This is a genomic window from Nocardia sp. TBRC8007, from assembly GCF_056629435.1.
In genome coordinates this window covers 1-14,330 of sequence record NZ_JBWSOR010000015.1, presented here as the reverse complement: position 1 = coordinate 14,330, position 14,330 = coordinate 1, and the positions used below count along the sequence as shown (strand labels likewise).

Here is a 14,330-nt window from a genome sequence, read left to right as displayed (position 1 = left end):
CGCACTCAGTTTCGTGCTCGTCACAGTCCGCACTCCACCGCGGTCTGCGGCGGCTCGGCTCGTTCCGCGTGCAACTGCCGCGGATCGGCTTCCCGCAACACTGCGAGCAGCACATCCGCACCGGAGGTGGTCAGCACATCGATCAACCCGCCTTCAGCGATCAGTTCCTCGGTGTCGGCGGGTGAGTCGACCACGACGACGAGCACCGGTTCGGACGGAAAACAGCCATCCACGCCGCCACCGAGCGCCGAGCCGGTGGTATCGACACCACCGCGCGCCAGGATCGGATCGACGTCGAACGCACCCCACTCCGCTGTACCTGCCTCCAACAGGTCGAGCGAATCATCGGACCAATGCGCGTTGTACAAGTAACGCGGTGCGACGTCACCCGGCTCCGGTGCGACGAAACGAAAGCCGCGGCGCAGCGGATACCCTGGCTCGTCCAGCACATACGCGGGCGATCGCGTGGTGGTCTGGAAGCGTGTCGGCGTCCCTGCTTCGGCAAGTAGCGCGGCCAGCCGCAAGGGCAGGTACATCAGCTCCTCGTGTCCGAGCACAATAGCGGGACGACCCGCGAAATCGGTATCGAACCGTGCGATCAGCGCATCGGCCGTTTCGCGCAATGCCGCTTCGAACGCACTGGTATCGGAAGCGAGTATCCCGTGTCTGCCCCCCTCCGGCACCGTGCCTGGCCAGGGCAATTCTACCCGTCGGAACGAGCCGGGATGTCTGGCGATGGGATTGAGCCGGGGCGAGGGAAGCGCGCCGACCGCCTCGATCAACCCATCAGGCAACGAAGCCCGGCCGGTGGCGAGACAAACGGTGTCGATGCGCGCCCCCAATTCCGTCGCGACGGAATCGAATGCGATCCGATCTGCCGTGCTGCGCAGATCGACCAACGAGGCGAGCACATAGTGCGACCGAGGCGAGAAGGCGTGCAACGCCCGCACCGCGTCGATCGCGGTCGCTCCGGTAGAGATCTCGTCGTCGACCAGTACCAGCGGCAAGTCGTTGACGAAGATATCGGCCGGCGTCGGCTGCAGTAGATGTGCTGTGGCATGCGAATGCCCTTCTTCGAACCCCGCGAGCGTCTGCGCGTGCGGCACCGCACGTCGAGTCGAGTGGAGATAGCAGCTCGCCCCGATTCGCGCTGCCACACAGTGCCCAAGTCCCGTCGCGGTCTCGGCGAACCCGAGTACGACCGCTTCCCGCGCGCCGAGCACCTCGCGCACCAGATCGCCCAGACGGTTCCCAGCACCGAGCACGACCCTAGGATCAGTCGGGAGATGCTTGCCGAGCACGGTGGACACCAGCAGATGAGCCCGGCGCGGATTGTTGTGCCGAATCCCCGGCTGCACCAGCGCCGTGACCGGAAGATCGGCCGAGCGCAGGCGACGCGAATCGCTGTCGCATACCGGGTCGTGCTGCAGATATATACCGAGAGCCCTTGTTGCCCAAGGGATTTCCTCGCAAAGAGACCCGGTTGCGTGCTTTCTCATACGGTAACCAACGCAGTCAGCAGATCCACGAAAGACACTCCCTTGTTCGCAACACCGAATACCCTGGCGCGCAACAGGGTCTGTCGCGCCCAACTGCGATGCGGCCGCATCTCGTTCATTTTGTTCCGGTAGCCCGAAGCCGCCACACCTCCGACATCATCGCGCAGGATGTCCAGCGCGTCCGAGTACTCCTCATGAGTCACCACCGACAACGCGTGCACGGCGGCCACATGTGAAGGATGGATCACCGTCTTACCCTGGATGCCGTTGGCCCGATCCAGCGTAATCTCCCGTAGCAGCCCGTCTAGATCCCGGCTGACCAGATATTGCCGGAACGGCACGGCGTCGGATTCCGCGAACGGCGCGGTACGCAGCAAGGGGCGGAACATCCGCTCGTGATCGGCAAAATACTCCCACACCGGCCCGGTGATGACGAAACCTGTTCCGTCCGCTCGCCCCAGATAGTTCACGATATCCGCGATGACATCGGCGACCACGCGAACGTCGTATATGGTCAGGTCTCGATCGCGCCTGATCCCGAAAGTCGAGCACATATCGGTCGCGCCGACTCGCACCGCGAGCACCCGATCCCGATGCGCGGTCAGCAGGGCCGCGATCTGGGCGAGCTCGTAATCCCTGGTCTGCCGATGCACCAAACCCGCAGACTCAAGGACCGGCATTCCGTACAGCGGACGATCTACTCGCTGAGCGGCCGCATGCAGCGCGTGGAGATACTTCGGCCCGGAAACACTGTCGAACTTAGGGAATACGAACCCGGTCAGCGTCCGTGCGCCAGGGCCGAGTTGCTCGACAAGCTCGGCGATCGTGTCCGCATCGCGCACCCGAACGAACAGCAACGGATTAGCATCATGACTCGCCGCAAGTAGATCCAGCGCGGCGACGGTCTGTTGTTTGGCGTACGCCACCTCATGGTCGGCGACCGCGTCCTCTAGGTCGATCACCATCGAGCACACACCGTATTTGGCGCGTTTGCTGATTGTCAGCGCGAGGTCGGGCCTGGTCGCGGGCGCGTACAGCGTCGCACCCAGTCCGACCGCGAGGAGTTCTCGATCCGCGCGGTCATCACCGAAGGGCTCGGGCTGCTGGTAGAAAAGGCGTCTCGCCTCCGGACCGTGCAGCTGTCGGAAGTGGCGCAGCGGCATTGGCTTCCGCAGAGATATCTCCTGCTGGAGGGCGATGCCCGCGGTCATCGTTGCCTCATCCTCATTCTCGTCGTGATCCTGCTTGCTTTCTCATTCGATCCACTACTCCGGCTATGAACTCGGTGACCGCGTTCAGTTCTGTCACATAAGCCCAGTAGTCGGGGTGTTGTCCCGACAGCGTCTCGTTGATCCGGTCGATCCGTAGCGCCTGCGCGTCGAGCACCGAACCCCATTCGTCGACGAGCCCACGGTTCACCGCGAGCATCTGCGCATCTCGTAGCCGAAATCGTACGGCCTTGATCTGTTCTTGCGGATCAGCCCGCACCGCACGAAGCAGCGTAAGCCGTTTGACGACGGCATCGACCTGCTGTTCTGCCTCGGCGAGGAACCCGCGCGCGGATGTGGTCAGATCAAGGGCAAACTCCGGGTTGTGCTCCGCCGCTGCCATACGCGCCCGGTCCAAGGCGGTGGCCGCGGCCTCGATGGCTCGCTGGCTTTCCCGCTCATTGTCAGCCAGATCCGCCGAACTCGCAGCATTGAACTCACGTAACAACTCCGAGAACGCCGGCGCAACCGTTTCGGCCTTGGACCGGGCGGCGGCGAGGCGGGTGGTCACCGAAGAGATCGCGGTGTTCGCCGCATTGGCCCGAGAAGGGGCCTGTGCCAAGGCATCCGCCAACTCCTTGGTAGCCGTTTCCAATTGATTCGTGGCCGCGTGCACTGAACTCACCGGCGCGTCGGAGGCGATCGCTTCCAATGTGACCAGTGCCTCATCAACCGCAATGGAGTGTTCGCGCACTGAAGGATAGTCCGCGAATGCGGATTCGGCGGCCCGGTCGCGCACACCAGCGGCAGAGACCTTCACCTCCCGCGCGAGACGCGGAATCGCCTGGCATACGGCGACCGCCTCTTCGAGCAGGTTCTGATCACCACGATAGAACTCGTCGACAGCATGGGCCGCGTCGGACAACTGCCGCATAGCGGCGTCGAAACGCTGCTGCCCATGCGGCACCGACGTACCATCGCGCTGCGCGGCCACCAGTTCCTCGTTCAACCTCGAGTAGGCATCCGTCGCGCTGTAGCACCTGTCGCGCACCGGTTCCCAGCGCGCACTCATGCGCTGCTGCGGGAAAACCCGATCCGCGGCATCCACCGCCGCGCCTGCCGCACTCTGGCGCCGGTCCATGTCGAGGAACGCTGTGGCCAACGCCGCGCGGGCGTGCTCGATCCACTCTTTGTCTCCAGACGACCGGAACCATCCACCTCTTCGGCCTGCCACGCCCCGATGGTAGGAGATGCCCCCATTTTCCCTGGGTTGCGCCGGTTCTTACGCAAGTCCGAGGAAACCTACTACTGTCGTATGTCGTACCCGGCGATTCGGACATGCTGGGAACCAGTGACGGACTATCGAAAGGGAACCCCACATGGGTGTCAGTTTGTCCAAGGGCGGCAATGTCTCGCTGAGCAAGGCTGCGCCTAACTTGACTGCTGTCGCGGTCGGTCTCGGTTGGGATGTGCGGACCACCACCGGCACCGACTTCGACCTCGATGCGAGTGCCATCGCGACCGGCGCGGATAAGAAGGTCGTGTCCGACAAGCACTTCATCTTCTTCAACAACCTGCGTTCGCCCGAGGGAACGATCGAGCACGCGGGCGACAACCTGACCGGCGAGGGCGAGGGCGATGACGAGGTCATCAACATCGACCTGGCGAACACTCCGGCTACCATCGAGAGCGTCTTCTTCCCGGTCTCGATCTACGACGCCGACTCCCGCTCGCAGTCGTTCGGCCAGGTCCGCAATGCCTATATCCGAGTCGTGGACCGCAGCAATGGCGAGGAACTCGCCCGCTACGACCTCACCGAGGACGCCTCCACCGAGACCGCCATGGTCTTCGGCGAGTTGTACCGCAACGGTGCGGAGTGGAAGTTCCGCGCGATCGGCCAGGGCTACGCCTCCGGCCTGGCGGGTATCGCTCGTGATTACGGTGTGAACGTCTGAGCGACACTTCGCTGTTCACCGGGGGCCCGGCGACGGGCCCCCTTAACTGTGCGACCCGGACGCGCCAACAGTCCGGGCACAGCGTTGGACAACTGGCGGTTCGGCGGCCACGCTGGTAGCAACCGCCGCCGACTCGCCTCACCTCATGAAAGGTCCCAGCGTGGTCCTGCGCATATTCGGCATGTCCCTGTTCGTCACGGTCGCTTCGCTCGTGGTGGCATTCCTGTACGGCGGGCCGACCGCTCTCGCGCTAGCCATGATCCTCGGCATCCTCGAGGTATCGCTGTCGTTCGACAACGCCGTGATCAACGCCACTGTCCTCGAACGAATGAGCGAGGTCTGGCAGCGGATCTTCCTCACCGTCGGTATCTTGATCGCCGTCTTCGGTATGCGCCTGGTCTTCCCGCTCGCCATCGTGTGGATCACCGCGGGGCTGGACCCGATCCGCGCCTTCGACCTGGCGCTCAACCCGCCGCCGGACGGCAAGCTGACCTTCCCCGACGGCAGCCCGAGCTACGAAAAACTACTGACCGACGCACATCCGCAGATCGCGGCATTCGGCGGTATGTTCCTGGCGCTGCTGTTCCTCAACTTCATCTTCGATGAACGCGAGACCACCTGGCTCGGCTGGCTGGAACGACCGCTGGCCAGGGCGGGCAAGCTGGACATGCTCTCGGTGGTGGTCGCGGGCACCGGCTTGATCCTCACCGCGGAATACGTCGCCGACGACGCACACCGCTCGACCGTCCTGGTGGCAGGCCTGCTCGGGATGATCACCTATATCGCGGTCGACGGACTCGGCTCGATGTTCCATACCGAAGAACGGACCGAAGGCCCTTCCGAACTGGTGAAGGCCACCGGCAAAGCCGGCTTCTTCTTGTTCCTCTACCTGGAGGTGCTCGACGCATCGTTCTCCTTCGACGGTGTGATCGGCGCATTCGCCATCACCTCCGACCCGATCATCATCGCCATCGGCCTCGGCCTGATCGGCGCCATGTTCGTCCGCTCGATCACGGTGTTCCTTGTACGCAGAGGCACCTTGTCGGAGTACGTCTACCTGGAGCACGGCGCACACTGGGCGATCGGCGCACTGGCGGTGATCCTGCTCGTCTCGATCGGCGTGCATGTCAACGAGATCATCACCGGCCTGATCGGCGTCGCGTTCATCGGGGCCGCGTTCATCACCAGCGTCATCCGCAACCGCCGCGCCGGCGAAACGACACCGGACAGCAAACGGGAAGCCACACCGGTAGGCTGATCACCACATCCAGCTTCTGGACAGACAACCGAAGGCCCACTGCGGCAGCAACCCCGTTGCCTGTGCTATTTCGACGGATATCGCTATTTCGACGGATATCACTGCCGCTACTCGCTCCTCAGGGGACTCGTCATGGCGATCAACGACAACCTCGGCGAAGTAAACCTATCCAAGGTGACTTTGTCGAAAGCGACACCGAGCATCACTTTGACCAAACCGGGCGAGCAGCAGGGCATCATGCGGGTGAACCTGAATTGGTCCAGCGGGTCCAAAGGTTTCTTCCGTCGAGCCAAGCCCGTCGATCTGGACCTCGGCTGCCTGTACGAACTGTCCGATGGCAGCAAAGGTGTAGTGCAGGCGATCGGACACAATTTCGGTGCGCTGGAGGCCGAGCCCCACATCAAGCTGGACGGAGACGATCGCACAGGTTCGACAGCGAGTGGCGAGACCATGCACATCAATCTCGCCCGGCCCGAACTGTTCCGCCGCATCCTGATCTTCGCCCTCATCTACGAGGGCGTGCCCAACTGGGCTGCCGCCGATGGGGTCGTGACGCTACACCCCACGGCGGGTCCACAGATCGAGGTCCGGCTCGACTCCCCGGTGAACGGCGCCCGATCCTGCGTCATCGCCCTGCTGCAGAACCAGGGCGCCGGAATCACCGTGCATCGGGAAGTTCGCTACATCAACGGCGCCCAGCGTGAGATCGACCAGGCCTATCAGTGGGGCATGCGCTGGCACAGCGCGCGCAAATAGCGCAGCTCTTCCATCGCGCGCGTATCCGGCTCGCCGTGGGATGGTTACGCGCCGCTGGTGCGGCAGGGCGCTGCGGGGCAGCCGCGCCGAGCACACCGCACACCCGGCGGGACAGACCTCAGTGCACCGGGATCAGAGCACGGGGGCCTGTCCGCAGCGCCAGCGACTGTACCGGCCGATGTCCGCGCAGCGATGCCCCCAGGAAGACGAAAAACAACATGACCAGCAGGCTCGCACGACCCCACACGCCGAATTGGACAATGCTCTCCATCATGTCCACCGAGGTACCCGACCCCCCAGATCCCATCGAATAGAAGTAGCGGAACACCCCGATTCCCACCGCCGCGTCCGCGACAAGATAGCTGCCGATCAGCCACCACGGCACCTCTAGCAGCACGAGGAACGGCACCAACCACAAGGTGTACTGCGGCGAGTGCACCTTGTGGAACAACAAAAAACCACACAGCATCGCGCCGCTCACTCCTACCCAGGGGAACACGCCAGTCGCCAGATATCGCCTCCAACCGAGCCACATCGCCAATGCGAACGCGATGAGCACCAGCACAGGCGAAGCGACCGAGACCACCTGCTGAAACGCATCCTCGCTGTGGCCATCCGACCCGAACATCGGTCTAAGTCCCCAGTACCAAATGGAATTCGTAGTGATATCAGCTTGACGCAACTGCTGGAAAGTGATCGACGCGCGCCAACCCTCGTAGCCGAACAGCGCGAACGGCACGTTCACCGCGAGTACGGTGCCGATCGCCGCGGCCGCAGTGAGCAGCGCACCGCGGACATCCATACTGCGATCGGAATCATCCTGGTCGCGTTCGTCCCCCCCGGTGAGCACGTAGACCAGCAATGGCAGCACGAAAATCCCCGGATACAGCTTGAGGCAGAACCCGAGACCCAGCAGCACCGCGGCCACGACTCCTCTTGTGCGAAGCGAATACCGGGTCAACACGCCCATCACATAGACAGCCGCTGTCGCCATGCACACCACCGGAAGCTCCCAATTGTGGAAGGCATAGAGCACCAACGGCGGCCCAGCCGCCCACAGCAGAGCGGCTCGGCCGACGAGCCGGACCAGCATCCACGCGGTCAGCAGCGCGAACGGCGCGAGCAACAGGGCAGAATGGCGCAGGAACTCGGCATCGTTGCCCGCACCTACCGCACCGAGCCACATCAGCACACCGCTGAGCACCGGGTACTCCACCGCGCCACCGACCAGCACACCATTGGCGGTGATGCCGCCGTGCACATAAGGGAAGATGTGCTCGTTGATCCCCCGGCCGAGCCAGAGGAATTGGATATCCGAATAGCAGACATCCGAATCCTTGATTACGTCGAAAACCAGGCTGCGCCCGTCCGCATCGAACGGCGCCCCCGCGCAACGCGCCTTGTTCATGTACGCCAACGCCAAGGCAAGGCCGCACAGCAACGTCACTATCGCGGTCGACGCCACACGGCGTCGCATACGACCTGCGTGGAGGACGGATGCGGCGAGTCCGGTCGGCATGGAACCACCCTAAGCGGCCCCGTTGGACAGCGGCACCGTTCCTCGGGGGAATTTCACCGTCCATTTGGTGTTCAGGTACCCTTGCCGGGTTGCTGACGCAACGACCCTCCTGCCACGGACCGTCCGTGGCCGTTTCCCAGTCCACAGGAGGTGATTGGTCCGTGCGTCATTACGAAGTAATGGTCATCCTCGACCCAAGCCTGGACGAGCGCATCGTCGGTCCGTCGCTGGACAATCTGCTCAGCGTCGTTCGCACTGACGGTGGCAAGATCGACAAAGTCGACATCTGGGGCCGTCGCAGGCTCGCCTACGAGATCGCCAAGCATGCCGAAGGCATCTACGCTGTGGTCGACCTGACCGCCGAACCCGCGACGGTGAGCGAACTCGATCGCCAGCTCGGTCTCAACGAATCGGTGCTGCGCACCAAGGTTCTGCGCCACGACAAGTAGTCCGGCACCCGCGTTTGCGTCGGAGCCTGTGCCTAGGCTCTAGCGCGACAGCCAGACGCGGACTGCATACCGAGCAGGAGGAACCATATGGCAGGCGACACGGTCATCACCGTCATCGGAAATCTGACGGCCGACCCCGAGCTTCGATTCACACCCGCAGGACAGGCGGTGGCGAATTTCACCGTCGCGTCGACTCCTCGGGTGTTCGACCGTAATTCGAACGAATGGAAAGACGGCGAAGCACTGTTCCTGCGTTGCAATATCTGGCGCGACGCTGCGGAAAATGTCGCCGAAAGCCTGACCAGGGGTTCCCGAGTCATCGTGAGCGGACGACTCAAGCAGCGCTCCTATGAAACCCGCGAGGGGGAGAAGCGCACAGTCTTCGAGCTCGAGGTCGATGAGATCGGGCCCTCGCTACGCTACGCCACCGCGAAGGTCAACAAGACCAGCCGCGGCGGCGGGGGCGGCGGTTTCGGGTCCGGTGGCGGGGGTGGCTACGCCTCCTCCGGTAGTGCCTCCTCCGGTAGTGGTGGCGGGCGTCCCGGCGGCGCCGAGGACGACCCATGGGGCAGCGCGCCCGCGGCAGGCTCCTTCGGGAGCGGCGGCCGCATGGATGACGAACCGCCGTTCTGAGAACGGCCACAACGGCCCACTCGATCCGGGCCATCGGATGATTACGGAGTAAAGACCATGCCTAAAGCGCCCGCGCGCGAAAAGGTGCTCAAGAAGAAGGCTTGCTCGTTCTGCAAAGAGAGCAAGTCCGGAACTGTCACGATCGACTACAAGGACACGGCACTGCTGCGCAAGTACGTCAGCGATCGCGGCAAGATCCGCGCCCGCCGCGTCACCGGAAACTGTGTGCAGCACCAGCGCGATATCGCGATCGCGGTCAAGAACTCGCGTGAGGTCGCGCTGCTGCCTTACGTGTCCACGGCTCGCTGAGAAAGGGAGGCACGCACATGAAGTTGATCCTGACCGCTGATGTGGACAACCTCGGCGCCCCCGGTGACACCGTGGAGGTCAAAGACGGCTACGGCCGTAACTATCTGCTGCCGCGTGGCCTGGCGATCGTGGCCAGCCGTGGCGCCCAGAAACAGGTCGAGGGCATCCGCAGGGCGCAGGAAGCCCGTCGGGTTCGCGATTTGGACCATGCCAACGAGCTCAAGCAGGCCATCGAAGGCTTGGAGTCGGTCTCACTGACTGTGAAGACCGCGGGCACCGGCAAACTGTTCGGTTCGGTGACCCAGTCGGACGTAGCGGCCGCTATCAAAGCGGCGGGTGGTCCCGTCGTCGACAAGCGCAGCATTGAACTGCCGAAAACGCACATCAAGACAACCGGGAAACACACTGTCGTGGTGCACCTGCACCCGGATGTAGTAGCCAAATTCGGTCTGATCGTCACCGCTGCCTGATTCGGGAACCGCCTGATTCGGGAACCGCCTGATTCGGGAACCGCCTGATTCGGGCATCGCGGCGAGGACACCTCTCGAGTACCGCCCAGGAGGTGTCCTCCGTTGCGCGATTCCACCCGATCGCTGAGTAGCGAATTCTTTGCTGTAAGACCGAAAGCGCCATTCTGGGCAATCCAGACATCGCAGCCTATTCCATAGGAGCTCCGACTTGCCTCTTGTGGATTACTGCCGGGGCCGGCTGTCCGAAATGTTCTCGAAGTCATGTTCGCGACAAGTCCTATTAACCCAACACGCCCGGACGCGCAATCGAGGCAACACGCTGAAGCTTAATTAATCCACACGTGGAAAAACGCATAAGCCCATATCTATCTGTGTGTTTGAACGCATCGAACTGATTTTTCCCCAAGTTATCCACAGGGGATGCACACAGCTGACTCGACTCTCCCCCAAGTTATCCACAGCTGTGTACACAATGTGGTTTGGTGGGTGGCTTTCGGGTCGCCTAGGTTCATCGCATCGCCGTGCGCACACTGCTGTCGACAGCGACCGGAAGCAGTGTCGGAACGGTAGCTGAAGCCTGGTCAGCCCACGTAACGAACGTGTCGGTGTCCGGAAGTAGAACGAATCGACAGGGTGCAACCCCGCGGGTAGAGAGGACGGTCAAGTCTGGTGACAACCACCGATGACCGCGGCCATGCGGACTTCCCGCCCGACCCCCCCGGCGAAGATTTCGGTCGCCAACCGCCACACGATATGGCGGCCGAGCAGTCGGTGCTCGGCGGCATGCTGTTGAGCAAGGACGCTATCGCCGATGTGGTCGAGGTGATTCGCCCCGGCGATTTCTACCGGCCCGCCCACCAATCCATCTACGACACCATCCTCGATCTCTACGGCCGCGGGGAGCCCGCCGACCCGGTGACCGTCGCCGCCGGACTGGACCGCCGTGGCGAACTCAAGCGTATCGGCGGCGCCCCGTATCTGGTCACGCTCACTCAGACTGTTCCAACAGCGGCTAATGCCGGCTATTACGCCGAGATCGTCGCGGAGAAAGCTATCCTTCGCCGCTTGGTCGAGGCGGGTACCCGCATCGTCCAGTACGGCTACGCAGGTGCCGACGGTCAGGACATAGCCGAGGTCGTCGACCGTGCCCAAGCCGAGGTCTACGATGTCACCGAGCGCCGTAACAGCGAGGATTTCCTCCCCTTAGAGGAACTGCTCCAGCCGACGATGGACGAGATCGACTCCATCGCCAGCCGCGGCGGTATCTCGCTCGGCGTCCCCACCGGGTTCGGCGAACTCGACGAAGTCACCAATGGCCTCCATCCGGGTCAGATGGTCATCATCGCCGCACGACCCGGCGTCGGCAAAGCGTTGGCACTGGATACTCCGCTACCCACACCGACCGGCTGGACGACCATGGGCGAGGTCCGCGTCGGTGACGAGTTGCTCGGGCTCGACGGGCACCCCACCCTGGTGGTCGCCGCCACCGAGGTGATGACCGATCGACCCTGCTACGAGGTGGAGTTCTCCGATGGCACAGTCATTGTCGCCGACGAGCGGCATCAGTGGCTCACCATCGCCGGTTCCGAGGGATCACACGCTTCGGTACGAACGACCGGCGACATCGTACACAGCATCCGGTCGGCGGATGGCGCACCGAATCACACGGTCCCACAGACCGTGTACGCCGAGCCACGGCGTATCGTCGACGTTCGCAGGGTAGATACCCGCCCGGTCCGCTGTGTCGAGGTCGCGGGCTGCGACCACCTCTATCTCGCCGGTCCATCCAAAGTGCCGACACACAACTCCACGCTCGGCATGGACTTCATGCGCAGCTGCTCGATCAAACACGGCCTCGCCAGCGTCATCTTCTCCTTGGAAATGAGTCGCACCGAGATCGTCATGCGCCTGTTGTCGGCGGAGGCGAAGATCAAGCTCGGCGATATGCGGTCCGGCCGAATGAGCGACGACGACTGGACCAAACTGGCGCGGCGGATGAGCGAGATCAGCGAAGCACCGCTATTCGTGGACGACTCGCCGAACCTGACCATGATGGAGATCCGGGCCAAGGCACGCCGACTCAAGCAGCGGCACGATCTGCGGCTTGTTGTTGTCGACTACCTTCAGCTGATGACCTCGGGCAAGAAGGTCGAATCTCGCCAGCAGGAAGTCTCGGACTTCTCCCGGAACCTGAAACTGCTCGCCAAGGAACTCGAAGTCCCGGTCATTGCGATCAGTCAGCTCAACCGTGGTCCCGAACAACGCACCGATAAACGCCCCATGGTCTCCGACCTGCGCGAATCAGGTTGCCTCCCGGCGTCGACTCGAATCCTGCGCGCCGACACCGGTGCCGAGACGACTCTCGGTGAACTGCTCGCCAGTGGGGAGCAGCCGCTCGTGTGGTCGCTGGATGAGCGGATGCGGATGGTCGCCCGGCCAATGGTGAAGGTCTTCCCCAGCGGTCGCAAGGAGGTCTTCCGGCTCCGGCTCGCCTCCGGACGTGAGGTCGAAGCAACGGGCAACCACCCATTCCTGACCGTCGACGGCTGGATTCCCTTGGAGAATCTAAACGTCGGCGACCGGCTCGCCATCCCGCGCCGCGTCCCCGAACCAGTGCACACTACCCGAATGCCGGATGCCGAAGTGAGCCTCTTGGCTCGCATGATCGGCGGTGGCTCTTGTATCAAGCACCAGCCGATCCGCTATGCCGGCGACGAAGAAAATCTCACGGTGGTCACACAGGCCGCCATCCACTTCGGTGTGAAGGCGATTCGGGATGACTACGCCGCCGCGCGTGCGACTACATTGCGTTTGCGCGCACCAGAGCACCTGCCCCACGGTAAGCACGACCCCATTGCCTCATGGCTCGACGAACTGGGCCTGCTCGGCCCGCGCAGCTATGAGAAATTCATCCCCCAGTGCATTTTCACACTCCCCAACGATCAAATCGCCTTGTTTCTGCGTCATCTCTGGGCCACAGCTGGCTCGGTGCGCTGGGATGCGAAAGGACGCCAGGCGCGGATCTACTATGCGTCGACCAGCCGCCGTCTGATCGATGATGTAGTCCAACTCCTACTTCGCGTGGGTGTGCACAGCCGAATCAAGAAAGTTCGCAAGACCGGCTACCGTGCCTGTTGGCATCTCACTATCGATGGCTCGGAGAACCAACTCGTCTTCCTGCGCGACATCAGCGTTCATGGCGCGCACGGACAGTCGGCGCGGGAAGCCCTCGTCGAATTGGAGCCGATGACACGCAATACGAACGTCAATACGGTTCCGCGTGAAGTCTGGTCGAAGGTTCGCACCCTCCTCGCCGCGAAGAACATGACACACCGCGAATTCTCGGCGGCGATGGGCTCCCGCTTCTGTGGATCGACAATACGGAAGCACTCGCCGAGCCGGTCTCGGCTTGCTCGTGTAGCGGCAGTGCTGGACGACGCGGAAATCGAGATGTCCGCGACCAATGATGTGTTCTGGGACAAGATCCTCGACATCACTCCGCTCGGAGAGCAAGACGTATTCGACGGTACAGTGCCCGGTACACATAATTTCGTGGCCCAAGGCATCTCAGTCCACAATTCGCTGGAGCAGGATGCCGATATGGTCATCCTGTTGCACCGCCCCGACGCGTTCGAGCGCGACGACCCGCGTGGTGGCGAAGCCGACCTGATTCTCGGCAAGCACCGCAACGGCCCTACCGCGACGATCACCGTGGCCCACCAGCTGCATCTGTCCCGCTTCGTGGACATGGCGCGCGGCTGATCGGATGTGTAGGTTCTCACAGAACGTGGCGGAATCTCATGGCTGATGGCGGAAGGTTGGCGGATCCGCCAGATTGGTGAGACACGCGGGCCGTACAATGCCAAGGCCTCGCCGACGGTCATGTAACGATCGGATCACTGAGAGATCAGATCCGATCGCAGGGCCGAGGTGATCGCCAATGGGCCACAGAGCAGACGAGCCAGCCGCTGTCTCTTTCCGACGTGCTGACGACCTGAGCGAAGTTTCGCGGGAGTGGATTGCGGCCGGCACTGACGAACTCGCGGCAGCGGCTCCCTGGCGGACGTTCCGGTGATATCGCGGGCAGAAGCACTACTCGGGCACCTATTGGTCGAGCACGATTGGTGGCCATGTCATTTACGAATCGCGACTTGAATTGGCGCGCTTACTGTTTGCTGGCTTCGACGCCAGCGTCCGAAATATCATTGGTGGCGAGATACGTATTCACGCTGGTATCGGTTCGACGTTGAGCAGGATTGTTGTTGCAACCCTCG

The 14,330-nt window shown here is 62.9% G+C and carries 12 protein-coding genes; 8 read left to right on the top strand and 4 right to left on the bottom strand.

Annotated elements, in window-relative coordinates; genetic code table 11:
* Window positions 1-20 precede the first annotated feature (20 nt).
* The 3 genes from ACX4ZE_RS13835 to ACX4ZE_RS13825 are packed head-to-tail and all read right to left on the bottom strand — an operon-like array spanning window position 21 to window position 3,941.
* The gene (locus tag ACX4ZE_RS13835; RefSeq protein ID WP_480273807.1) at window positions 21-1,499 is read right to left on the bottom strand and encodes a phosphoribosyltransferase domain-containing protein; all 1,479 of its coding nucleotides are present in this window, start codon (window positions 1,497-1,499) and stop codon (window positions 21-23) included.
* Window positions 1,496-2,710 (bottom strand): HpcH/HpaI aldolase/citrate lyase family protein, encoded by a 1,215-nt coding sequence (locus ACX4ZE_RS13830; RefSeq protein WP_480273806.1) that lies wholly within the window; start codon window positions 2,708-2,710, stop codon window positions 1,496-1,498. The genes ACX4ZE_RS13835 and ACX4ZE_RS13830 overlap by 4 nt, the downstream gene beginning before the upstream one ends.
* Window positions 2,711-2,723: 13 nt before the next feature.
* A complete protein-coding gene (locus ACX4ZE_RS13825; RefSeq protein ID WP_480273805.1) occupies window positions 2,724-3,941 on the bottom strand; it encodes a hypothetical protein in 1,218 nt (405 codons plus the stop codon).
* A 145-nt stretch (window positions 3,942-4,086) separates the two neighbouring features.
* Here ACX4ZE_RS13825 and ACX4ZE_RS13820 point away from each other — a divergent pair, with 145 nt between their 5' ends.
* From ACX4ZE_RS13820 to ACX4ZE_RS13810, 3 genes are all read left to right on the top strand, one after another.
* Window positions 4,087-4,662, top strand: a complete 576-nt coding sequence (locus tag ACX4ZE_RS13820) for a TerD family protein (RefSeq protein WP_480273804.1) — start codon at window positions 4,087-4,089, stop codon at window positions 4,660-4,662.
* A gap of 160 nt (window positions 4,663-4,822) precedes the next feature.
* Window positions 4,823-5,920: a DUF475 domain-containing protein gene (locus tag ACX4ZE_RS13815; RefSeq protein ID WP_480273866.1), complete on the top strand. Its 1,098-nt coding sequence runs from the start codon at window positions 4,823-4,825 to the stop codon at window positions 5,918-5,920.
* A 132-nt stretch (window positions 5,921-6,052) separates the two neighbouring features.
* Entirely contained in the window at window positions 6,053-6,676 is a 624-nt protein-coding gene (locus ACX4ZE_RS13810) for a TerD family protein (RefSeq protein ID WP_480273803.1), read from the top strand.
* 118 nt (window positions 6,677-6,794) lie between these two features.
* Here ACX4ZE_RS13810 and ACX4ZE_RS13805 read toward each other — a convergent pair whose 3' ends face one another.
* Window positions 6,795-8,195, bottom strand: a complete 1,401-nt coding sequence (locus ACX4ZE_RS13805) for a glycosyltransferase family 87 protein (RefSeq protein WP_480273802.1) — start codon at window positions 8,193-8,195, stop codon at window positions 6,795-6,797.
* A 161-nt stretch (window positions 8,196-8,356) separates the two neighbouring features.
* On the opposite strand from ACX4ZE_RS13805, the gene rpsF reads away from it, so the two are divergent.
* The 5 genes from rpsF (at window position 8,357) to ACX4ZE_RS13780 (ending at window position 13,818) form a co-directional block, all read left to right on the top strand.
* A complete protein-coding gene (gene rpsF / locus ACX4ZE_RS13800) occupies window positions 8,357-8,644 on the top strand; it encodes a 30S ribosomal protein S6 (RefSeq protein ID WP_412804585.1) in 288 nt (95 codons plus the stop codon).
* An 87-nt stretch (window positions 8,645-8,731) separates the two neighbouring features.
* Entirely contained in the window at window positions 8,732-9,277 is a 546-nt protein-coding gene (locus tag ACX4ZE_RS13795) for a single-stranded DNA-binding protein (RefSeq protein ID WP_480273801.1), read from the top strand.
* Window positions 9,278-9,334: 57 nt separating this feature from the next.
* Window positions 9,335-9,586: a 30S ribosomal protein S18 gene (rpsR, locus tag ACX4ZE_RS13790; RefSeq protein WP_480273800.1), complete on the top strand. Its 252-nt coding sequence runs from the start codon at window positions 9,335-9,337 to the stop codon at window positions 9,584-9,586.
* Between the two features lie 17 nt (window positions 9,587-9,603).
* The gene (gene rplI / locus ACX4ZE_RS13785; protein ID WP_480273799.1) at window positions 9,604-10,056 is read left to right on the top strand and encodes a 50S ribosomal protein L9; all 453 of its coding nucleotides are present in this window, start codon (window positions 9,604-9,606) and stop codon (window positions 10,054-10,056) included.
* A 669-nt stretch (window positions 10,057-10,725) separates the two neighbouring features.
* Complete coding sequence (locus ACX4ZE_RS13780) at window positions 10,726-13,818, top strand: replicative DNA helicase (RefSeq protein WP_480273798.1); 3,093 nt, start codon at window positions 10,726-10,728, stop codon at window positions 13,816-13,818.
* Window positions 13,819-14,330 lie beyond the last annotated feature (512 nt).

What these genes read in the sequence shown, in the direction of transcription:
- ACX4ZE_RS13820 (WP_480273804.1), top strand. Translation starts at nt 4,087, where the DNA reads ATGGGTGTCAGTTTGTCCAAGGGCGGCAATGTCTCGCTGAGCAAGGCT.
- ACX4ZE_RS13810 (WP_480273803.1), top strand. Translation starts at nt 6,053, where the DNA reads ATGGCGATCAACGACAACCTCGGCGAAGTAAACCTATCCAAGGTGACT.
- ACX4ZE_RS13805 (WP_480273802.1), bottom strand. Translation starts at nt 8,195, where the DNA reads ATGCCGACCGGACTCGCCGCATCCGTCCTCCACGCAGGTCGTATGCGA.
- rpsR (WP_480273800.1), top strand. Translation starts at nt 9,335, where the DNA reads ATGCCTAAAGCGCCCGCGCGCGAAAAGGTGCTCAAGAAGAAGGCTTGC.
- rplI (WP_480273799.1), top strand. Translation starts at nt 9,604, where the DNA reads ATGAAGTTGATCCTGACCGCTGATGTGGACAACCTCGGCGCCCCCGGT.
- ACX4ZE_RS13835 (WP_480273807.1), bottom strand. Translation starts at nt 1,499, where the DNA reads ATGAGAAAGCACGCAACCGGGTCTCTTTGCGAGGAAATCCCTTGGGCA.
- ACX4ZE_RS13830 (WP_480273806.1), bottom strand. Translation starts at nt 2,710, where the DNA reads ATGACCGCGGGCATCGCCCTCCAGCAGGAGATATCTCTGCGGAAGCCA.
- ACX4ZE_RS13795 (WP_480273801.1), top strand. Translation starts at nt 8,732, where the DNA reads ATGGCAGGCGACACGGTCATCACCGTCATCGGAAATCTGACGGCCGAC.